Below are 20993 nucleotides of genomic sequence, written 5' to 3'. Positions count from 1 at the left end.
GGGGTCAGGTGGTGCGGGGGGCGGCGGCGAGCGCGGCGCGGAGGTGGCCGTCCGATGCGGACAGGAGCGTGGCGGCCGTGGGGCCGTCGACCTGGCCGAGGATGGTGAGGATGGCGTTCTTCACCTCACCGTCGGTGGCGGCGAGCGCCGCCTCGATCTCGGCGTCCGACGCCCCGGTGGCCAGCGAGACGATCCGGCGCGAGCGGGCGCGCAGCTTCTCGTTGGAGGCGCGCACGTCGACCATGAGGTTTCCGTACGTCTTGCCGAGCCGGATCATCGTGATCGTCGAGAGCATGTTGAGGACGAGCTTCTGGGCCGTGCCCGCCTTGAGCCGGGTCGAGCCGGTGAGCAGCTCCGGGCCGACGACGACCTCGACGGGGTGCTCGGCGGCGGCGCCGAGCGCGGAGTCCGCGTTGCAGGACAGGCCGATGGTCAGCGCGCCCTTGGTGCGGGCGTGCTCGACGGCGCCGATCGCGTACGGCGTGCGGCCGGAGGCGGAGATGCCGACGACGGTGTCATCGGCGGTGAGCCCCAGCGCGTCCAGGTCGGCGGCGGCCAGCTCCTTGCTGTCCTCCGCGCCCTCGACGGCGGTGACCATCGCGGACGGGCCGCCCGCGATGAGGCCCACGACGTGCGCCGGGTCGGTGTTGAAGGTGGGCGGGCACTCGCTGGCGTCCAGCACACCGAGGCGGCCCGCGGTTCCGGCGCCCGCGTAGATCAGCCGGCCGCCGCGCGCCATGCGCGCCGAGGTGGCGTCGATCGCGGCGGAGATCTCGGGCAGCCGGGCGGCGACGGCGGCGGGGACGGTCTGGTCCTCGCCGTTCATGATCCGGGCGATTTTCTCGGTGGGCAGCTGGTCGATCTCGGCGAGCTCGGGACGGAACGCCTCGGTGGTGAGGGTTTCGAGCTGGGCGCGCAGCTCGCCGTATCCGTCGGGAGCGGTGGCGTCGGCGTCGGTGATGGAGGTCATGGAGAGCGGCTCTGCTTTCTTGAACTCGTGCGGTTCTGCGGGTGCGGGTGCGGGTGCGTGTGCCGGTTCTTCTGTGGCGTCAGCGGGTGCGGGGGTTGTGGCGGTGGGCCAGCGCCTCGTAGGAGGCGGCGAGGGCCGGAGCCGCCGTCTCGTACGTGCGCTGTGCGACTCCGATGAACAGGCAGTCGACGACGAGGAGCTGGCTCGTACGGCTCGACATGGCGGCCGGGCGCAGCTCGCTCTCGCGGGCGGTGGACGTGGTCAGCACGTGGTCGGCGTACTGCGTGACCGGTCCGTCGGGGCGGCCGGTGATCGCGATCGTGGTCGCGCCCCGGTCGAAGGCGACCCGCAGCGGCTCGATGACGTCGCCCGTCGAACCGGAGTGCGTGATCGCGATGGCCACATCACCGGAGCGCAGCTGCACGGCGTTGGTGACCGCGAGGTGCGGGTCCATGTTGGCGTGCGCGATCAGGCCGATCCTGGCCAGCTTCTGGGCCAGGTCCTGGCCGACGAGCGAGGAGGCGCCGACCCCGTAGATGTCGATCCGGCGGGCGGTCGCGGCGGCGGCCACGGCGGCACCGAGCTGCACGGTGTCGAGACCGACGGCGGTGTCCGCGAGGGTCTGCTGCTCGTCGTAGGCGAGCTTGGCGACCACGTCCGCGATCGGGTCGTCCACCGCTATGTCCGCCGTGACGGCGGGCGCCCGGCCGGACTGCTGGTGGGCGGCGAGACCGGCGAGCGCCAGGCGCAGATCGCGGTAGCCGGGGTAGCCCAGGAGGCGGGCGGTGCGGACCACCGTGGCCTCGCTGGTGCCGGTGAGCTCGGCGAGACCGGTGACCGTCAGAGCGGCGCAGCCCGCCGGATCGCCCGCGACCGCCTCCGCGACCCGCTGCATGGAACGGGTCATGGACGGCGCGAGCGTGCGCACCTTCGCGGCGAGGGCTGCCGGGGCGGGCGGCGAATCAGCGCTGAAACTTTCCTTCAGGTCATTGGTCACCTTTGAAAGATATTTTCAACCCCGGGGTCCGTCAACCCCCCCTTTGGTCCCGACCTCTGGCGGCAGCGGCGGGGCGCCCCGGCGCGCAGGTGGACAATGGACGCATGGAGCTGAATCCCCTGGAGCAGGCGCTGCACACCGCCCGCGCACGCGTCATGGCCGACCTCGCCGCCGGAGACGTGGCGGAGGCGCAGATCGTCTCGATGGTCGAGGACGCGGTGACGCACCGCCGCTGGTGGGTCGAGCAGTGGCCGCAGGGCGTGGAATTCGTCGTCGGCCTGGTCGCCCAGGACGTCCAGGACGCGCTCCTGGAGCAGTACGGCCGCTGGCCGCTGTGCCCGGTCTGCGACTCGGGCGACCCGCACGCGCTCGACGTCGAACCGGAGCTGGGCCCGGACCCGCACTGGGTCTGCACGAAGGCCACCGTGGCGGTCGCCCCGGTCGGCGCGCTCGGCGGGATACTGCGCCCGTGACCGTGTATATCGATCCGCCGGACTGGCCGGGCCACGGGCGGTTCTGGTCGCACCTGGTCAGCGACGACTCGTTCGACGAGCTGCACGCGTTCGCGGCGTCCATCGGCTGCCCGGCGCGGGCCTTCGAGCGGGACCACTACGACGTGCCGGCTGCCCGGTACGAGGACGCCGTACGGGCCGGGGCCCGGCAGATCGGCTCCAAGGAGCTGGTCCGCCGGATCACGGAGGCGGGCCTGCGCCGCCCGAAGGGGCGCGAGCTGCCGGGCCGGTAGCGCTCAGGTGCCCGTCGAGGGGGCGCATACCTCCGCCGCGTCCTGCGACTGCTTCGGCACGGCGGCCGGGGCGCTCGCCACCAGCCGGGACGAGGAGCCCCGGGTGCGCTGCAACCGCAGCGAGACCACCAACGCCACCAGCGCCAGCACGGTCATCGCGGCACCGGCCCACGCGGTCGCCGCGAACCCGAAGTCCGCGTCGATCACCGCGCCGCCCAGCCAGGGGCCACCGGTGTTGCCGCTGTTGAACGCGGCGGTGGTCGTCGCACCGGCCAGCGTGGGGGCGGCGCCCGCGACGTTGAACATCCGGGCGTTCAGCGCCGGGGCCGTATAGAACGCCGACAGGCCCAGCAGGAACGAGAGCACGATCACGGCGACCTGGTTGGAGGCGAACAGCGCCAGCGCCGTCAGGAAGACCGTGGACGCCGTGATACCGCTCAGCAGCACCCCGAAGAGGTGCGCGTCCGCGACCCGGCCACCGATCGTCGTACCGATCAGCGCGCCGACCCCGAACAGCGCGAGGACGGCCGGAACCCAGCCGGAGTCCAGGCCGGCGACGTCCGTGAGCACCGGCGCGAGATAGCTGAACGCGCAGAACACCCCGCCCGCCGCGAGCGCGGTGATCGTGATGGACAGCCACACCTGCCGGTCGCGGTAGATGCCCACTTCCCGCTTCAGCTGCGGCTTCTCGTCCGGTACGGGGATGCGGGGAATCAGCGTCGCCACGCCGACGAGGGCGATCGCGGAGGCCACCCCGACCGACCAGAACGCGGAGCGCCAGCCGAGGTTCTCCCCGAGGAAGGCGCCCAGCGGCACCCCGAGCACGTTGGCGATGGACAGCCCGCCGATCATCACGGCCATGGCGCGCGCCCGCTGGTTCACCCGGACCATCGCGATGGCGACGGCGGCGCCCACGGCCCAGAACCCGGCGCACGCGAAGGCGCTGAGCACCCGGGACGCGAAGAGGATCTCGTACGTCGGCGCGAGCGCGCCCGCGACCTGGCCGAGCCCGAAGACCGAGATCAGCGCGATGAGTGTGGTGCGGCGCGGCAGCCGCAGCGTGGCGACGGCGAGCAGCGGGGCGCCCACCACCATGCCGATCGCGAACGCGGATATGAGGAGTCCGGCGCGCGGGATCGACACGTTCATGTCGTCCGCGATGGGCGGCAGCAGTCCGGAGAGCATGAACTCGCTGGTGCCGAGTGCGAAGACGGAGAGGCCGAGTATGTATACGGCCAGGGGCATACGCGAGCGGCTAGCGGCAGAGTCGGGCATGACACGTCTTAACAGCGCGCTTACCCGTCGCATTCCCGGCCGGTCGCGCGACGGACGGGTGGCGCGGTGGCCCGGTCGCGCGGTGGCGCGGGTCACCTCAGTGTGCGAGCAGCTCCAGCTCCGTGCGCAGGTTGTGCCGGGCCCTCGGCTCCCACTCGGCCGCCCCGTGCGGGGTACGGAACAGCCTCGGCAGCTCCAGAAGCTGCCGCAGCACGGCCGCCCGCCCCTCCCGGAACGCGTCCTCCGGTACGAAGCCGTACTCCTCGCGCACCTGGGCCGCGTACCTGGCGTACTCCTTCGGCGGCGATGCCAGGATCGCCAGGTCCGCGTCGCACAGCACCTCGCCGTTGCCGTCCCCGGCGGCCGGGTCGTGCGTGACCGTGAGCCGGACCAGCCGGGCGACCTCGGCGGTGGTCGCGGCGGGCACCCCGGCCTCCGGCAGCGCGCGCTCCGCGAGGACGGCGCTGCGCTCCTCGTTCTCCGTCCGGTCGGGGCGGTAGACCGCGTCGTGGAACCAGACGGCGAGCCGTACGGCGTCCACGTCGGAGGCGTGAGCGGCGAGGGTGTCCACATGGTCCAGGACCGTCGCCAGGTGGTCGGTGGTGTGGTACTTGCGCTGGGGTTCTGCCCAGCGCGCCAGGAGGTTGTCCGCGTACGGCAGCGGGTCCGGCCCCTCCGCGCCGCGCCGGGCGGCGACGAGGGCTTCCTGCCACCGGCCGCGGAGTGCGTCGTCGTCCATGCCACCGAGGTTACGACCTCCCGCGCGTGACCGGTCGCCGGGCAGGCGCCTCTCTCGCCGGGCCGCGTTCATGAAATTCCCAAGTCCGCGGGGGAGCGGGGTGGTTGGCTTGGAGCATGGCTGACGAACGTGATCCAGAACTGCCCGGTCTCCTCCTGCGCACCGAGCGGGACGCCTTCATCCCGCTGCTGCGGTCCGCGCAGGCGGACGATTTCGCCCTGCGCACCGCGTGCCCCGGCTGGACGGTGCGGCATGTCCTCGCGCACTGCGGTTCCGTGCTGAACCGGGTGGTGGAGAGCCGCTTCGAACCGGACGTGTTCAGCCCCGAGTGCAACGACCGCGACATCGCGGAGCGGGCCGGATGGACGGACGCGGAGGTGGTGGACGAGCTGGAGCGGGGGATGGCCGAGACCGGTGCCGCGATCGCCAAGGCGGGCGGGGTGCTGGACGGGGTGGCGCTGGGGGAGTGGATCCACGCCGGGGACGTACGCGAGGCGTGGGGGCTCGACGGGGCGTACCGGGGCCCGGGGCTGACGCACGCGCTCGCGCTGCTGGCCCCGTTCGCCCGGCACCGGAAGACGCCGCTGCTGGTCGCACGCCTGGAGGACAGCGGCGAGGAGCTGACCATCGGCACCGAGCACGAGGGCCGGGCGCCCGGCCGCTACCGGGGCGACGGGGCGACACTGATCAGGCTGTTCGCGAACCGGCCGCTGGTGGGGACGCGGTACGAGCTGGAGGGCGTGAAGGAGAACGAGCTGTTCGTGTTCTGAGCCCGTGTTCCGGGGGCTCGCAGACGCTAACGTGCGCTTCGTGACGAATCTGATGAATCCGGCGGACCCGGGGGACGCCTCGGCCGCAGCGGCTCCCATGGACCTCAACGCGGACCTCGGTGAGGGGTTCGGGCGCTGGTCGCTGACCGACGACGAGGCGCTCCTCACGTGCGTGACCAGCGCCAACGTGGCGTGCGGCTTCCATGCCGGGGACCCCTCCGTGATGCGCCGGGTCTGCGACACGGCGGCCGCACGGAGTGTGCGGATCGGCGCCCAGGTCTCGTACCGCGACCTGGCGGGGTTCGGGCGCCGCTCCATGGACGTCCCGGCCGACGAGCTGGCCGCCGAAGTCGCGTACCAGATCGGCGCGTTGCGGGTGTTCGCGGAGGCTGCCGGGTCCACCGTCTCGTACGTCAAGCCGCACGGCGCCCTGTACAACCGCGCGGTTTACGACGACGAGCAGGCGGGTGCGGTGATCGAGGGCGTCCGGCTGGCGGGCGGAACTCCGGCCGTCCTCGGCCTGCCCGGCTCCCGGCTGCTCGTAAGGGCCGCGGAGGCGGGGCTGACGGCGGTCGAGGAGGCCTTCGCGGACCGCGCCTACACCGAGCGTGGCACGCTTGTCCCGCGCACCGAACGGGACGCGGTGGTGCACGACGCGGACGAGGTGGTGCGCCGGAGCGTCGGGATCGCGGTGGACCGGAGCGTGCTCGCGGCCGACGGCGGCCGGATCGCGGTCGCGGCGCGGTCCCTGTGCGTCCACGGCGACACCCCCGGAGCGGCGGCGATCGCCCGGCGGGTCCGGGTCGCGCTGGAAGAGGCGGGCGTCGTCGTGCGGGCGTTCTCATGAGTACGCCGACGCCCGACGGGGAGAGCCGGGGGCCGGGGCCGGTCGTGCTGGCCGTCGGAGCGGACGCGCTGCTGGTCGAGCTGGGCTCCGGCGAGGAGACGGAGGCCTTCCACGCAGAGGTGCTGCGCCGCCGCGCGGCCGGTGAACTGCCCGGCGTACGCGAGGTGGTGCCCGGTGCGCGGACGGTTCTGCTGGACGGGATCGCGCGGGAGACGGCCGGACTCGCCCGCGAGCTGGCGTCCTGGCCGGTACCGCCGCCGCTGCGGGCCACCGGCCCTGCGGTGGAGATCCCGGTCGTGTACGACGGCCCGGACCTGGACGACGTGGCGCGGGCGTGGGGCATCGCCGCCGCAGAGGTGGCCGCCCTCCACTCCGGGACGGAATTCCGGGTCGCGTTCTGCGGGTTCGCCCCGGGCTTCGGCTATCTGACGGGCCTGCCCGACCACCTCCACCTGCCGCGCAGGGCGACCCCGCGCACCCGGGTCCCGGCCGGTGCGGTGGCCCTGGCGGGCCCGTACACCGGGGTGTACCCGCGCCCGTCCCCCGGCGGCTGGCAGCTGATCGGCCGCACGCCGGACCCGGCCGCCCTGTGGGACCCGGACCGCGAACCACCGGCACTGCTGGTGCCCGGGGCGCGGGTCCGCTTCGTCGAGGCCGGTACGGAGAGGGGTACGGATATGGGGCCGGGGGCGCAGGCGTGAGCGCCGGGATCGAGGTCGTCCGCGCCGGGGCCCTGACCACCGTGCAGGACGAGGGGCGCTTCGGCCACGCGCACCTGGGGGTGGGCCGGGCGGGCGCCCTGGACGCGCCGTCCGCCCGGCTCGCCAACCGGCTGGCCGGCAACCCCGTCGACGCGGCGCTGCTGGAGACGACCGTCACCGGCTGCGCGGTCCGCCCGGACCGCGCGGTGCGGGCGGTCGTCGGCGGTGCGCCCTGCCGGGTGACGGTGGACGGGCGGCCGGTGGCATGGGGTGCGCCGGTCCACGTACCGGCGGGCGCGGTGCTGGACGCCGGTCCCGCCGCGCACGGGGTGCGCTCCTATCTGGCGTTCGCGGGCGGACTGGAACCGGAGCCGGTGCTCGGCAGCAGGTCCGCGGACCTGCTCTCCGGCCTCGGCCCGGACCCCCTGCGCGACGGCGACGTGCTGCCGCTGGGCCCGCCCCCGCTCCCGCCGACCGGCCCCCCGGCGACGGCGGCCGTTCCGTGGCCGGGGGTGCCCGCCGAACTCGTGCTCCCGCTGCTCCTCGGCCCCCGCCACACCTGGTTCACGGCCGACACCCTGCGCACGCTCACCACCGCCGCGTACCGCGTCTCGGAGCAGAGCAACCGGATCGGCCTGCGCACCGAAGGGCCCGCGCTGGACCGTGCCCGGCAGGGCGAACTGCCCAGCGAGGGAATGGTGCTGGGCGCGGTCCAGATCCCGCCGGACGGCCGTCCGGTGGTGTTCCTGAACGACCACCCGACGACGGGCGGTTACCCCGTGGTGGGTGTCGTCCCGGAAGCCGCGCTGGCCGGGGCGGCGCGGGTGGTGCCGGGGACGGTGGTGCGGTTCGTGCGCACGGCGAGGTGATCCGCCGGGGCGCTCATCGGCCTTCGGGCGGCCCTCAGTTCGCGGCGGGCAGCCCGAAGTGCTCGGTGATGATCCGCATCGTCACGGCTCCGTCGGCGTTGTACGAGGGATCGGCGTCGTACACGGGGGTCTCCCGGCCGACGACCCCGGCGGCGAGCAGCCCCCGGATCAGCCGGTCGCCGCTGCGGTGCGCCTCACGGCGCATCCCGATGTTGAAGTAGTCCAGCTCGAACCCGCCCCGGCTGTAGGAGTAGTTGAACGGGTGGTCGTCGCAGTGCGGGACCGAGTAGTTCTGCCCGTGCGGGCATTCACATGCGGGGGTGGAGGCCAGGAAGACCGTAACCACCCGGTCGGGCCCGCCGAACCGCTCGTCGTAGCGGAATCCGGTGATGTCGCGGGCCGGCCGCAGGGCCGCCGCGCCACTGACGGCGGCCGCGTCGTACGTCACCCAGGCCCAGCCGTCCGACTCGCCCGCCGTGCGGACGGGGAGCGCCGCCTCGGTGGAGACGGCGGTGAGGGTGGGCAGGTCCAGGCCCTTGGCATAGGTGATGTAGGTGTCCGGGGGGATCGGGTTCACTTCGCTTCCCCCTCAAGTGCGAGCGGGGGCGACGGCAGGTCGAAGGCGTCCGCGATCGTCCTCACGAGCCGGATCTCCCTATCGGCCTCGTGCTCGTAGCAGTCGTGGCCTTTGTCCGTGCGCCACTCCTCGCACTCAGCGTCGGGGCCTATGAGGTTCGCGGCGAGGAGCTCTGCCGAGATGTAGTCGGGGTTGTCCCCCAGCCGCTGTCCGATGTCCTCGAAGCTGAAGTACAGAGTCGTTGCACCGCCGCGCAGGTAGTGGAACTCGGGCCCGTGCGCCTTCGCGCTGCACGGCTCGGTGACGAACACCACGAGCTCCGTGCCCTCGGGGCAGAGGGGCGGGTAGTCGACCAGCTCATAGTCTTCGGACTCCTCGCCCTCCATGTCGTGCACCGCCCAGGCCCAGCCGCCCGCCTCGCCCTGGGCGAGCGGCTCGCGCTTCAGCTCGCGCAGTCCTGAGGTGAGGGCGTCGAGGGACTGGCCGCGGGCGAGGACGAGGTTCACCTCGTGGTCGGGAAAGGAATCGTGCATCCAGCTGGTCATGCCGGAAGATTAGACGCGGCCACTGACAACAGGACTTTCCGGACTCCCTGTTGAGCGCGGGAGCCCGGAAAGGGGGAAAGGATGAGCGGTCACACCCCGGCGCGGAACCCCCGCAGCCGCAGCGAGTTGCCGACCACGAACACCGAGGAGAACGCCATCGCCGCACCCGCGATCATCGGGTTCAGCAGACCCATCGCGGCCAGCGGCAGCGCCGCCACGTTGTAGGCGAAGGCCCAGAACAGGTTCGTCCGGATGGTGCCCAGCGTCCTGCGCGACAGCCGGATCGCGTCGGCGGCGGCCCGCAGATCGCCCCGGACCAGGGTCAGGTCACCGGCCTCGATCGCCGCGTCCGTGCCGGTGCCCATAGCCAGGCCCAGATCGGCCTGGGCGAGGGCGGCCGCGTCGTTCACGCCGTCACCGACCATCGCGACCGAACGGCCCTCCGCCTGGAGGCGCTTGACGACGTCGACCTTGTCCTCCGGCATGACCTCCGCGTACACCTTCTCGATGCCGACCTCCGCCGCGACCGATTCCGCCACCGCCCGGTTGTCACCGGTCAGCAGGATCGGCGTCAGACCGAGCGCCCGGAGCCGCACGATCGCCTCCGCGCTGCTGTCCTTCACCGCGTCGGCCACCTCCAGGACCGCCCGCGCCTCGCCGTCCCAGGCGACCGCGATCGCCGTGCGGCCCGCCGCCTCCGCCTCGGCCTTGCGGCGCGCCAGCTCCGCGGGGAGGCGGATCTCCCACTGGGCCAGCAGCTGCTCGCGGCCGACGAGGACGGCGTGTCCCTCGACGACGCCCTGGACACCGAGGCCGGGGACGTTGACGAAGTCCTCAGGGGTGGGGAGAAGACTGGTGGTGCGTTCGGCGGCTCCGGTGGCGACGGCCTGGGCGATGGGGTGTTCGGAGGCGTGTTCCAGGGCTCCGGCGAGGCGCAGGACGTCGGTTTCTGTGGTGCCGGGGGCGGTGTGGACGGACTGGAGGGTCATCTTGCCGGTGGTGACGGTGCCGGTCTTGTCGAGGACGATGGTGTCGACGCGGCGGGTGGTCTCCAGGACTTCGGGGCCCTTGATGAGGATGCCGAGCTGGGCACCGCGTCCGGTGCCGACCATGAGGGCGGTCGGGGTGGCGAGGCCGAGGGCGCAGGGGCAGGCGATGATCAGTACGGCGACGGCGGCGGTGAAAGCGGCCGTCAGGCCCGAACCGGTGGCGAGCCAGAAGCCGAGCGTGCCGAGCGCGAGCAGGATCACCACGGGGACGAACACCGCCGAGATCCGGTCGGCCAGGCGCTGGGCGGCCGCCTTGCCGTTCTGCGCGTCCTCGACCAGCTTCGCCATCCGGGCCAGCTGGGTGTCGGCGCCGATCCGGGTCGCCTCGACGACGAGCCGGCCGCCCGCGTTGAGCGTGGCACCGGTCACCGGGTCGCCCACACCGACCTCGACGGGGACCGACTCACCGGTGAGCATGGAGGCGTCGACCGCCGAGTTGCCCTCGACGACGGTGCCGTCGGTGGCGATCTTCTCGCCGGGCCGGACCAGGAAGCGGTCCCCGGCCCGCAGGTCCGCCGTGTCCACGGTGACCTCGCGGCCGTCGCGTAGGACGGTGACCTCCTTGGCGCCCAGTTCGAGCAGGGCCTTCAGCGCCGCCCCCGCCTTCCGCTTGGAGCGGGCCTCGAAGTAGCGCCCGGCCAGGATGAACGCGGTGACTCCGGCGGCGGCTTCGAGATAGATGTTCCCGGCGCCGTCGCTGCGTCCGATGGTCAGCTCGAAGGGGTGCGTCATGCCGGTCATCCCGGCGGTGCCGAAGAAGAGCGCCCACAGCGACCACAGGAACGCGGCGGAGGTGCCGACCGAGACCAGCGTGTCCATGGTGGCCGCGCCGTGCCGCGCGTTGGTCCACGCGGCGCGGTGGAAGGGCCAGCCCGCGTACGTGACGACGGGCGCGGCGAGGGTCAGGGAGAGCCACTGCCAGTTGTCGAACTGGAGCGCCGGGATCATCGACATCGCGATCACCGGCACCGCGAGCAGCACCGCCGTGATCAGCCGCTGCCGCAGCGGGCGGAGCTCGTCGGCCTCCGCCGCCGGGTCCGTCTCGTCGGACGCGGCGGCGCCGCGTACCGGGGGAGCGGGCTCCTGCGCGCTGTAACCGGTCTTCTCGACGGTGGCGATCAGGTCCTGTACGGAGACGTCCTCGCCCCGATAGCTGACCCGGGCCTTCTCGGTGGCGTAGTTGACGGTGGCCTCGACCCCGTCCATCCGGTTGAGCTTCTTCTCGATACGCGCCGCGCACGAGGCGCAGGTCATGCCGCCGATGGCGAGCTCGACCTCTGCGGCGCCGGTGGTGGCTGCGGTCTGCGCGGACACGGGGCCTCCTCGGTAGGTGATCACGGGTTTCACGGTGATCACGGGTTCGGTAAGTCGGTCATTCATACCCCTGGGGGGTATGTGGTGCTGATTCAGGTATACCCCCTACCCCTATGTCTACGCAAGGGTGGCCCCCGGCGGATCCGTGGATTCCGGCCGTCCGCTCGGCGGGCGCGCCTCTGACCTCGCGTATCTTGCGTGCGCGGTGAGACTGTGTCCTCAGCCGCTCGGCCCGTAGGCTGGTCATTGGACTAGACCTATAGCTGCTTCCTGGAGGATTGGGTTCCCATGAGCAACCGTGCAGTCCTGGAGGTGATCGCTCTCGACGCGGAGGACGCGGTCGCTGCCCAGGCGGGTGGTGCGGACCGGCTTGAGCTGGTCACCGACATGGCGGCGGACGGCCTCACCCCGTCCTGTGCGACCTTCGCGGCGATCCGCGCCGCAGTGGACATCCCCCTGCGGGTGATGCTCAGAGTGGCGGACGGCTTCGCGGCCGGTGACATCGAGGTACTCGTGCGCAAGGCGCGCGAGCTGCGGGCCGAGGGCGCCGACGAGTTCGTGTTCGGCTTCCTGGACGCGGAGGGCCACCCGGACCTCGTCGCGGTCGAGCGGATCATCGCGGAACTGGACGGCTGCCACTGGACGTTCCACCGCGCGATCGACCGCGCCGCCGACCGGGACGCCCTGCGCAAGGCCCTCGCGGACCTGCCGGGACTGGACACGTACCTCACCGCGGGATCGGCCGCCGGGGTGGACGACGGCATCCCGACGCTGCTGGTCGAGGCCGCGCGCAAGGGGGAGCCGGGGTACGAACCGCAGATCCTCGTCGGCGGCGGACTGCGCCTCGACCACCTGCCGGAGCTGCTGGACGCGGGGATCGACGCGGTCCACATCGGCGGCGCGGCGCGGCCGGGCGGCTGGGCGGGGCCGGTGGACGCGGCGGCGGTACGGGAGTGGCGGACGGTGCTGGACGCGTAGGGCGGCGGAGCCGCCGTTGCGTGTTCCTGCGGGCGGGGGCCCGGTCCGTGGCGGGCGCTCCGCCCCCGGGCCCCCGTTCCTCAATCGCCGGAGGGGTCTGAAATGCGGTCCGGGAGCGGCGCCGCGTGGACCACGATCAGGCCCGAGACCGCTCGGGTCAGGGCCACGTACAGGCGGCGCAGGCCCGTCCGTTCGTCCGGTTCGCCGTCGACCACGGCCGCCGGTTCGTCCAGCACCACGTAGTCGTACTCAAGGCCCTTCGCCAGTGACGCCGGGACCAGGGTCAGCCGGGACTCGGCGGTCGTCTCCTCACCGGGGGAGAGGCAGCTGTGGCCCGCCGCCGTCAGGGCGGCCGCCAGCGACGGGATACGGGCGTCGGCGGCGATCAGGCCCGTCGAACCCTCCTGCTCCAGCGACTCCTCGCAGGCCGCGACCACCGCCGCGTCCAGCGCGTCCGCGACCACCGCCGCGTCCAGCGCGTCCGCGGCCTCCGCCCTCCGCACCGACAGCGAACCCGGCGACTCACGCACCGACTCCACCGCCGCCAGGCCCGGCGAGATCACCGGCAGCAGCCGGGACGCGTACGCGATCACCTCGCGCGGCACGCGGAAACCGGCCGTCAGCTCCTCCACCACCGCGTCCGACTTGCCGAGGTGGTGCAGCGCCTGCTCCCAGCTCTGCGTCGACCACGGCGTCGTGCCCTGCGCCAGGTCCCCGAGGACGGTGGCAGAACCGGTCGAGCAGCGCCGGCCCACCGCCCGGTACTGCATGGGGGAGAGGTCCTGCGCCTCGTCGATCACCACATGGCCCAGCGAGTGCGTGCGCGCCACCAGGTCGTTCGCCTCGTCGATCAGCACCGCGTCCGCCGCCGACCACTTCGCGGACTTCACGCTGCGGGCAGGCTTGGTCCACAGGATCGTCTTCTGCTCGTCCTCCGTCAGCAGCCCGTCCGCCTGCGCGGCCAGGAACTCCGGGTCGGAGAGCAGCCGCAGCACCAGCTTCGCCGGGTCGACCGCGGGCCAGACCGCCTTCACCGCCGCCTTCACCGCGGGATTGCGCGCCACCGCGTTCTGCACCCGGTCGTCGGGCGCCTCGCCCGCCTCCTCCATCCGCACCAGCACAGCGTGCGCGATGCGCTGCGGAAGGGCCTCGTGCGCGGCCCCGTACCGCATGTCGCGGGCCAGCAGCTCGTCGACCATCTCCTCGATCTCGTACGCGGGCACCCGCCAGCGCCGCGAACCGCGCACCACCATCACCGGCTCCGTCGGCGGCGTCACGTGCGAACGGATCGCCCGCCGCAGCACCTCCGCCATCCGGGCGTCGCCCTTCACGACGGCGGCCCGCGCCTCGTCCGTACCCCGGACCTCGATGTCCGCCGTCACCAGGTCGTCCACGGTCGCCTGCTTGACCTCCAGCTCACCGAGGGCGGGCAGCACCTGCTCGATGTAGTGCAGGAAGGACCGGTTCGGCCCGATGACCAGCGTCCCGGTGCGGGCCAGCCGGTCCCGGTGCGCGTACAGCAGATACGCGACCCGGTGCAGGCCGACCGCGGTCTTCCCGGTGCCCGGCCCGCCCTGCACGCAGACGGAGCCGCCCAGCTCGCTGCGGACGATCTCGTCCTGCTCCGGCTGGATCGTCGCGACGATGTCGCGCATCGGGCCGACGCGCGGCCGCTCGATCTCCGCCTGGAGCAGCTTGCTGGTCTGCGCCGCCTCCGCCGGGTCGGTGAGGTGCTCGTCCTCGTACGCGGTCAGCTCGCCCCCGGTGTAGCCGAAGCGGCGCCGCTGGCCGACGTCGAGCGGGTCGTTGCGGGACGCCCGGTAGAACGGCTGGGAGACCGGCGCCCGCCAGTCGATCACCATCGGGTCGCCGTCGGCGTCGTGGACGTGGCGGCGCCCGATGTAGAACTGCTCGCCCTCCGCGCCCTCGGCCTTGTCCGCGCCGACCACGTGGAGGTAGTCGAGCCGTCCGAAGAAGAGCGGGGTGTGGGCGAGGTCGGCGAGCGACTTGATGCGGTCGGTGATCTGGGCCTGGAGTACCGCGGCGTTCACCCAGTTCGCCGTGACATCGCGGATGTTCAGGGCCTGGGCGTCCTCGCGCATGGCACGCAGCGCGGCGCGCGAGGCCGCCAGATGGGCGCGTTCATGAGCCAGGGGGTCGGTGGTGGTGTCGCTTTCGTGTTCGTGCGCGGGCACGGTGTTGCCTCCGGCATTCAACGCAGGACGGCGGACCGCTTCCCGTCCCCGGCCGTTCACCGGGGGCGATGCGGTCCGCTCGGGGATCGATCACTGGTACGCGCGAGGGCGCGCGTACGGCTGTCGGCCGGTTTCCGTCCGGTCGGCGGCGCTCCCCCGGCTGCCGGCGCACGTCCTTGCGGACGGCCGGTACCACGGTGCGGGAGGCGGGCAGACCGGCGATTGTATCGACGGGCCGGGCCGGGCGCGAATGAATAAACGCGAATGAATGGACACCGGGTACAGCCGGAGGGTCCATCCCGTAGGGGACGGCATGGGACCACAGGGGTAGTCGCGGCCCCGGCACCTTCACCCTGCGGGCCGACGACGTCACCGGCCGGGCCGGAGCACCATGGAACACATGAGCACCGTCACCCTGAACCCGCGAAGGACCGGCCCCGCGCACGGCGCGACCGCGGCCACCGGTCACCACCACCGCCACCGGGCCGGGAACGCCCTGCGCGCCGCCGGGATCTTCGTACGGACCGCGTTCGGCGTCGTCGTCCTCGGTGAGTACGCGGAGGAGGCGGGGGTCCGCCGCCGCTGACCGCCCGCCCCCCCCCGGCCGTCCCTCAGCCGTCCCTCAGCCGTCCCGGTCGTCCGTCAGCAGCTCGTCCGCGTCGACGATCCGGTACGCGTAGCCCTGCTCGGCCAGGAAGCGCTGGCGGTGGGCCGCGAAGTCCTGGTCGATCGTGTCGCGGGCGACCACCGAGTAGAACCGCGCCTCGTGCCCGTCCGCCTTCGGGCGCAGCACCCGGCCGAGCCGCTGAGCCTCCTCCTGGCGCGAGCCGAACGTGCCGGACACCTGGATCGCGACGGTGGCCTCCGGCAGGTCGATGGAGAAGTTCGCCACCTTCGACACGACGAGCACGCTGATCTCGCCCTCCCGGAACGCGCCGAACAGCTTCTCCCGCTGGGCGTTGCTCGTCTCGCCCTTGATCACCGGGGCGTTCAGATGCTCACCCAGCTCGTCGAGCTGGTCGATGTACTGCCCGATGACCAGGGTCTGCTCGCCCTGGTGCCTGCGCACCAGGGCCTCTGTGACCTTCCGCTTGGTCGCGGTCGTGGCGCAGTACCGGTACTTCTCCTCGGCCTCCGCGGTCGCGTACGCGAGCCGCTCGCTGTCCGTCAGATTGACCCGCACCTCGACACAGTCGGCCGGAGCGATGTAGCCCTGCGCCTCGATCTCCTTCCACGGGGCGTCGAACCGCTTGGGCCCGATCAGCGAGAAGACGTCCGACTCGCGGCCGTCCTCCCGCACCAGCGTGGCCGTGAGCCCCAGCCGGCGCCGCGCCTGGAGATCGGCGGTGAACTTGAAGACCGGCGCGGGCAGCAGGTGCACCTCGTCGTAGATCACCAGGCCCCAGTCCCGGGAGTCGAACAGCTCCAGGTGCGCGTAGACGCCCTTGCGACGGGTCGTGAGCACCTGGTACGTGGCGATGGTGACGGGCCGGATCTCCTTGCGGGTGCCGCTGTACTCGCCGATCTCCTCCTCGGTCAGCGACGTCCGCTTCACCAGCTCGTGCTTCCACTGCCGGGCGGAGACGGTGTTGGTGACCAGGATCAGCGTGGTCGCCTTCGCCTGCGCCATCGCGCCCGCGCCCACCAGCGTCTTCCCGGCCCCGCAGGGCAGCACGACCACACCGGAACCGCCGTGCCAGAACCCCTCGACCGCCTGCTGCTGGTACGGCCGCAGCGCCCAGCCGTTCTCGTCCAGCTCGATCGGGTGCGCCTCGCCGTCCACGTAACCGGCGAGGTCCTCCGCGGGCCAGCCCAGCTTCAGCAGCGTCTGCTTGACCTGCCCGCGCTCCGAGGGGTGCACGGCCACGGTGTCGGGGTCGATCCGGGCGCCGACCAGCGGCTGGACCTTCTTCGACCGGAGGATCTCCTCCAGGACGGGCCGGTCGGTGGAGGTCAGCACCAGTCCGTGGACCGGGTGCTTGGAGAGCGTGAGGCGGCCGTACCGGCCCATCGTCTCCGCGATGTCGACGAGCAGCGCGTGCGGCACGGGGTAGCGGGAGTACTTCACCAGCGCGTCGACGACCTGCTCGGCGTCGTGCCCCGCGGCCCGCGCGTTCCACAGCCCGAGCGGGGTCAGCCGGTAGGTGTGGATGTGCTCGGGCGCGCGCTCCAGCTCGGCGAAGGGTGCGATCACCCGGCGGCAGGCGTCCGCCTGCTCGTGGTCGACTTCCAGGAGCAGCGTCTTGTCGCTCTGGACGATGAGGGGTCCGGTCACGCGCTTCGGCCCTTTCTACTGCGGGGTGGCCGTGTACCGGCCAAACGTCCAGTGTGCCGTACGCGGTCGCGGGATGCGGCGGGTGCGGGCGCCCCGGTCCTGACCAGGCATGCTCACGGCCCGTCAGGAACCGGCCTCCATGGACACCGTGCGCACATGCTCAGTAACTCCTCAGATCGCGGGACGCCTCACCGTCGCGGGCGATATACACGTTTCTCCGGTGGCACAGCGAAGGCAGGAGTGGGGCCATGGACTTGGAACTTGCGGCACTGGCCGGTCAGGCCGCTTCGACGGTGGTCAACGGAATGGCGACGACCGGCTGGGAGCAGGTCCAGCGGGCGGTGGGCGAGCTGTGGCGCCGGGCGCGGCCCGGCGAGGCGGATGCGGCGGTGCGGGATCTGGACCGGATGCGCGCCGAACTCCTCGCCGCCCGGCGGGACGCGGACGACGGCACCGAGGAGGAGCTCGTCTCCGAGTGGAAGCAGCGCCTGCGCCGGCTGATGGCCGACCACCCGGAGCTGGTGCCCGCGATGGAGCAGCTGATCGACGAGGTGCGGGCGGCCGGCCGGCCGGAGGACTTCCGGGCCCACCGCGTCACCATGAAGGCGCGGGCGTCGGGCAGGGCCCGCATCACCATGGCGGGGCGTGACGTCAACATCACCAGGCGCAGGTGACGGTTTGAGCTACTCCCGAGGGAACCCGGGCCGATTCGACGACGACGACGATTACTACGGCGGCGACGACGATGACGACTACGGCGACGGCGGGACCGGCGGGACCCGGATCAACGCGCGGGCGTCCGGGCGGGGCCGGGTCACGGTCGCCGGCCGCGACATCACCAGCAGTTACTTCATCAGCGTCTCGTCGGCGGTGCTCGCCGGACTGGTGGGCCTCGCCGTGCTGCTCGCCGTGTGGAAGCCGTGGCATCAGGTGGAACCGGACGACGGCGAAAAGCCGGCGACCGGCGTGGACGCTCCGGTGAAACCCATACCGCACCCGGACCCGCCGACGGACGACGACGAGGAGGACAAGAAGCCGGACGCCGGACAGACCACCCCCGCCCCCGACGACAGCCCCACCACTACCGCCCCCTCGACCCCGGCTCCCTCGACCCCCGCGCCGCCGGACCCGGTGGACGTGGCGTTCGCGTCCGTCCGCGTCGGGACCTGTCTCAACGTGTACGACGAGGGCTGGGGCAAGCTCAACCAGGACCGCCCGTCCGCGGTGGACTGCGGTGCCAGCTTCGCGTTCTCGAAGGTGACGATGGTGACGACGTACGCCTCCGGCTGCCCCGAGGGCGGCGGCCGGCACGGCTGGGGGCATGTGAACGACGACGGGTCCTCCATCGCGCTCTGCCTGGACCGCGTGTTCGCCACGGGCCAGTGCTTCCCCGCCGTACTGACCGAACAGGCCGACGGCTCCGTCAAGGGCACCGCGCGGCTGTTCAGCGTCTGGGGCTGCGACCGGACACAGGTCCCCAAGGGGCAGAACGCGGTCATGGGGATCACGGCGCTGGTGAACGGCGGCAGCTGCCCCCAGCGGACCGACCGCCGGACGCTGTCCTGGACGGTCTTCAACGGATCGGCCAAGGTCTGCGCCGTGCAGATGCAGCACTGACCGTGCGGGTGCGGCACTGACCGTGCGGGTGCGGCACTGACCGTGCCGGTGGCGGCTACGCCGTCTGGTCGTCCGCCAGTTCCGCGACGCCCGTGATGCGGTGCAGCGGGTACGTGCGGACCTCGTCGGCCGTGTGGTCGTACGCCGTGACGTAGCCGCCCTCGACGCGGACCGGGGCGATGACGCGCTGGCTGGCCGCGCCCTCCGCGTTGACGTAGCCGATCCAGATCGCGGATCCCGTCATCGCGGCCGCCTGGACCGTCACCAGGGTCTCGGCCGACGTCGTACGGGGCAGCGTGTCCCCGGGCGCCGCGGGGCCGGTGTCCTTGTGGACGACGGTGGCGGCCGTGTCACCCGCCCGGATCGCCCGGACCGCCGCGCCCAGCAGGGCGGGCTCCGGAAGCGGCGGGCCCTCGGGGACCGGGGCGGGGGCCGAGCGGGGCGGGGTGCGGCGGGCGCCAGCGCGGGTGATCAGCACATCGCCGTCGGCGGACTCGGCGGCGGGCGCGTAGCCGAGTTCGCGCAGCCCGTCCAGGAGCGAGACCGGGTCGATCTGGGCGGCGAGGGCCGTCGGGGCGAGGCGGCGCAGCCGGAGGGTGGCCGAGCGCTTGTCGGCGAGGATCTCGTTGAGGACGGCCTCGTCGTCGCAGCGCACGTACGAGGACGCGGCGCCGATCCGCAGGTGGCCGTGGCGGCGGGCGACGTCGTCGATGAGGTAGCTCAGCGGCTGCGGCACAGGCGTACGGCTGTGCGCGGCGAGGAACGCGTGCAGGTCGGCGGCGGACTGCCCGGCGTCCAGGGCGCGCCGTACGGACCCCGGCGTGAACCGGTAGACCGTCGCGCCGCCCTTCGACTCGATGTCCGCGAGCGCGGCGAGCATGTCCGCCAGCGGGCGCTCCAGCGGGCCGGGCGCCACGGCGGTCAGGTCGGCCTGGAGCAGGACGTGGTCCAGGGGCTCCGGGAGGAGCGGGGCGAGACCGGCGGCGGCCTCCGCGGGCCCGGCCGTCAGCAGGGCACGGGTCTGCGAGGCGAGGGCGCCGCGGCCGGTGATGCCGAGGAGCTCGGACTCGTTCAGCGTCCACAGCGCGATCCGGGACCGCAGGTCGGTGGTGTCCCCGGCGGAGGTGGAGGCGCCGCGCAGCGGGCGTTCCCAGCGGAGCCGGGCGAGCAGCGTCTCCGGTTCCGGGGCGGTGCCCGGCGGCAGCGCGTCGAGCAGGGCCAGCACCCGGTGGCGGACCTCGGGGGCGGCGGAGCGGTCCAGCCCGGGGCCGAGGGTGGACAGGGCGCGGCCCTTGGCGTCCTGGCCGCCCACCAGGCCCGGGGTGCGGGTGGCGGCGAGCCAGGCGGTGGCGAGCCGCACCCAGCGGTCCTCGGCCGGGAGCTCGGTCCAGTCGTCGTACGCGGGGGTCGGCGCGTACCGCTCGTCGGTCTCGCCGTCGGAGGCCAGCAGCCCGGCCGCGTAGGCCAGTTCGATCCAGAACGCGGCGACGGGCTCCGGCACGTCCAGCACCGTCGCGGTCTTCTTCAGCTCGCGGACGCTGAGCCCGCCGGCCCGCAGTATGGCGGGGCCGCCGCCGTTCCAGCTCTTCAGGAGCTCCTCGACGGTGGACACCGACAGGAACGCCTGACCGGCCGCCGCACTGTCCACAGCCTGTGGATCGCGTTCGGCCGCGGCCGCCACGACCGGCGGCAGCGGCTCCGGCACCCGGTGGGCGCGCCCGGCCCGCAGGTGCAGGGCGGCCTCGCGCGGCAGCACCACGGTGCGGGTCGACACCGGCAGCAGCAGCCCCCGGTCGCGCAGCCACTTCACGGGCGGCGTCGGATTCGGGGTCACCTCCCCGTACGGCGGGCCCCACACCAGCCGGTCCAGCACCGACAGGGCTTCCACCGGGGCGGTGTCCAGCAGTTCGCCCATCCGGGCCCGGTCGGTGAAGAGCGCGGACAGCGAGGTCACCGCGGACACCGGGTCGTAGGTGGCGGGCAGCCCGGCCGCGGCCAGGATCTCCTGGAGCCGGCCCGGCGACATGCCGGCGGTGGCCTCGGAGACGGTCGGGCCGAGACCGGTGGGGGAGGGGTGCTGCGGTGAGGGCGCCAGGAGCTCCCGGGCCGTCCGCACCAGGTGCAGCCGTTCGTCCTCGCCCCAGACGAGAGCCTGTTCGCGCAGCGTGTCCAGGGCGCCCGGCAGCGCGTCCACGATGGCCGCGCCCGCGTCACCGCGAAGCTCGCCGTCGTCCCGGCCGTCGCCGGTGAGCAGCCCGAGCAGCGTGTCGTACGGAGCGGGATCGGGCGCTACCGCGAGCGCTTCCGCGGTCTGCAGGGCGAACCGGTCGAGGTGTTCCAGAGCGCGGACGACGGAGGCACGGGTGCCCGCCCGGGTCGCGAGCTGGGTGATGTCGTTCGGCACGGGGCTGAGGAGGTCGGGCCGGGCGCGCAGCAGCCCGGCCAAGGACTCGTCGTCCCGGGCGCGCAGAGCCTCGGCCAGCGTCCGCGGTGGTGTGGTCATCCCCATCCGTCCCACGGTAGTCGCTCC

20 protein-coding genes are annotated in these 20993 nt (G+C 73.2%); 10 read left to right on the top strand and 10 right to left on the bottom strand.

The annotated features are described in order from the left end of the window. Positions 1 to 4: 4 nt before the first annotated feature. Positions 5 to 970, bottom strand: a complete 966-nt coding sequence (murQ, locus tag RLT59_RS16015) for an N-acetylmuramic acid 6-phosphate etherase (RefSeq protein ID WP_311304023.1) — start codon at positions 968 to 970, stop codon at positions 5 to 7. Between the two features lie 79 nt (positions 971 to 1049). Continuing rightward, positions 1050 to 1967: a MurR/RpiR family transcriptional regulator gene (locus RLT59_RS16010; protein ID WP_311304022.1), complete on the bottom strand. Its 918-nt coding sequence runs from the start codon at positions 1965 to 1967 to the stop codon at positions 1050 to 1052. A gap of 104 nt (positions 1968 to 2071) precedes the next feature. Here RLT59_RS16010 and RLT59_RS16005 point away from each other — a divergent pair, with 104 nt between their 5' ends. After that, positions 2072 to 2440, top strand: a complete 369-nt coding sequence (locus tag RLT59_RS16005; protein WP_311304021.1) for a DUF8819 family protein — start codon at positions 2072 to 2074, stop codon at positions 2438 to 2440. Next, entirely contained in the window at positions 2437 to 2712 is a 276-nt protein-coding gene (locus tag RLT59_RS16000; RefSeq protein ID WP_311304020.1) for a DUF4031 domain-containing protein, read from the top strand. The genes RLT59_RS16005 and RLT59_RS16000 overlap by 4 nt, the downstream gene beginning before the upstream one ends. A 3-nt stretch (positions 2713 to 2715) precedes the next feature. Here RLT59_RS16000 and RLT59_RS15995 read toward each other — a convergent pair whose 3' ends face one another. Together RLT59_RS15995 and RLT59_RS15990 are read right to left on the bottom strand one after the other, a co-directional pair. Next, on the bottom strand, positions 2716 to 3957 hold the full coding sequence (locus RLT59_RS15995) for a Cmx/CmrA family chloramphenicol efflux MFS transporter (RefSeq protein WP_311304019.1): 1242 nt from the start codon (positions 3955 to 3957) through the stop codon (positions 2716 to 2718). Positions 3958 to 4084: 127 nt separating this feature from the next. Beyond that, the gene (locus RLT59_RS15990; protein ID WP_311304018.1) at positions 4085 to 4726 is read right to left on the bottom strand and encodes an HD domain-containing protein; all 642 of its coding nucleotides are present in this window, start codon (positions 4724 to 4726) and stop codon (positions 4085 to 4087) included. Positions 4727 to 4842: 116 nt separating this feature from the next. On the opposite strand from RLT59_RS15990, the gene RLT59_RS15985 reads away from it, so the two are divergent. The 4 genes from RLT59_RS15985 to RLT59_RS15970 all read left to right on the top strand — a co-directional run bounded on the left by RLT59_RS15985 (position 4843) and on the right by RLT59_RS15970 (position 7913). Next, the gene (locus RLT59_RS15985; protein ID WP_311304017.1) at positions 4843 to 5496 is read left to right on the top strand and encodes a maleylpyruvate isomerase family mycothiol-dependent enzyme; all 654 of its coding nucleotides are present in this window, start codon (positions 4843 to 4845) and stop codon (positions 5494 to 5496) included. Positions 5497 to 5593: 97 nt separating this feature from the next. Next, positions 5594 to 6343 (top strand): LamB/YcsF family protein, encoded by a 750-nt coding sequence (locus RLT59_RS15980; RefSeq protein ID WP_311307742.1) that lies wholly within the window; start codon positions 5594 to 5596, stop codon positions 6341 to 6343. Continuing rightward, complete coding sequence (pxpB, locus tag RLT59_RS15975) at positions 6340 to 7044, top strand: 5-oxoprolinase subunit PxpB (RefSeq protein ID WP_311304016.1); 705 nt, start codon at positions 6340 to 6342, stop codon at positions 7042 to 7044. Before RLT59_RS15980 ends, pxpB begins: the two co-directional genes overlap by 4 nt. Continuing rightward, positions 7041 to 7913: a 5-oxoprolinase subunit C family protein gene (locus RLT59_RS15970; protein WP_311304015.1), complete on the top strand. Its 873-nt coding sequence runs from the start codon at positions 7041 to 7043 to the stop codon at positions 7911 to 7913. The genes pxpB and RLT59_RS15970 overlap by 4 nt, the downstream gene beginning before the upstream one ends. 34 nt (positions 7914 to 7947) lie before the next feature. On the opposite strand, the gene RLT59_RS15965 is transcribed toward RLT59_RS15970, so the two are convergent. From RLT59_RS15965 to RLT59_RS15955, 3 genes are all read right to left on the bottom strand, one after another. After that, the gene (locus RLT59_RS15965) at positions 7948 to 8490 is read right to left on the bottom strand and encodes a hypothetical protein (RefSeq protein ID WP_311304014.1); all 543 of its coding nucleotides are present in this window, start codon (positions 8488 to 8490) and stop codon (positions 7948 to 7950) included. Next, on the bottom strand, positions 8487 to 9035 hold the full coding sequence (locus tag RLT59_RS15960) for a hypothetical protein (RefSeq protein WP_311304013.1): 549 nt from the start codon (positions 9033 to 9035) through the stop codon (positions 8487 to 8489). The genes RLT59_RS15965 and RLT59_RS15960 overlap by 4 nt, the downstream gene beginning before the upstream one ends. Before the next feature lie 89 nt (positions 9036 to 9124). Beyond that, entirely contained in the window at positions 9125 to 11398 is a 2274-nt protein-coding gene (locus RLT59_RS15955; RefSeq protein ID WP_311304012.1) for a heavy metal translocating P-type ATPase, read from the bottom strand. A 288-nt stretch (positions 11399 to 11686) separates the two neighbouring features. On the opposite strand from RLT59_RS15955, the gene RLT59_RS15950 reads away from it, so the two are divergent. Continuing rightward, positions 11687 to 12376: a copper homeostasis protein CutC gene (locus tag RLT59_RS15950; RefSeq protein ID WP_311304011.1), complete on the top strand. Its 690-nt coding sequence runs from the start codon at positions 11687 to 11689 to the stop codon at positions 12374 to 12376. Between the two features lie 80 nt (positions 12377 to 12456). Here the strand turns inward: RLT59_RS15950 and RLT59_RS15945 are convergent, their stop codons facing one another. After that, positions 12457 to 14571, bottom strand: a complete 2115-nt coding sequence (locus RLT59_RS15945; RefSeq protein WP_311304010.1) for a HelD family protein — start codon at positions 14569 to 14571, stop codon at positions 12457 to 12459. Positions 14572 to 14971: 400 nt separating this feature from the next. On the opposite strand from RLT59_RS15945, the gene RLT59_RS15940 reads away from it, so the two are divergent. Continuing rightward, positions 14972 to 15157, top strand: coding sequence for a hypothetical protein (locus RLT59_RS15940; protein WP_311304009.1), 186 nt, complete (start codon positions 14972 to 14974; stop codon positions 15155 to 15157). Positions 15158 to 15193: 36 nt separating this feature from the next. Here the strand turns inward: RLT59_RS15940 and RLT59_RS15935 are convergent, their stop codons facing one another. Continuing rightward, positions 15194 to 16846 carry a DNA repair helicase XPB gene (locus RLT59_RS15935; protein ID WP_311304008.1) on the bottom strand — a complete coding sequence of 551 codons (1653 nt, stop codon included), beginning with the start codon at positions 16844 to 16846 and terminating at the stop codon, positions 15194 to 15196. Between the two features lie 248 nt (positions 16847 to 17094). Between RLT59_RS15935 and RLT59_RS15930 the strand changes: the two genes are divergently transcribed. Continuing rightward, positions 17095 to 17520, top strand: a complete 426-nt coding sequence (locus tag RLT59_RS15930; protein ID WP_311304007.1) for a hypothetical protein — start codon at positions 17095 to 17097, stop codon at positions 17518 to 17520. A gap of 4 nt (positions 17521 to 17524) precedes the next feature. Next, positions 17525 to 18463, top strand: coding sequence for a hypothetical protein (locus tag RLT59_RS15925; RefSeq protein ID WP_311304006.1), 939 nt, complete (start codon positions 17525 to 17527; stop codon positions 18461 to 18463). A gap of 55 nt (positions 18464 to 18518) precedes the next feature. On the opposite strand, the gene RLT59_RS15920 is transcribed toward RLT59_RS15925, so the two are convergent. Continuing rightward, a complete protein-coding gene (locus RLT59_RS15920) occupies positions 18519 to 20972 on the bottom strand; it encodes a helicase-associated domain-containing protein (RefSeq protein ID WP_311304005.1) in 2454 nt (817 codons plus the stop codon). Positions 20973 to 20993: the final 21 nt, after the last annotated feature.

Origin of the sequence: Streptomyces sp. ITFR-6 (assembly GCF_031844725.1) — a bacterium.
GTDB lineage: Bacteria > Actinomycetota > Actinomycetes > Streptomycetales > Streptomycetaceae > Streptomyces.
This window is presented reverse-complemented; position numbering and strand designations above follow the sequence as displayed.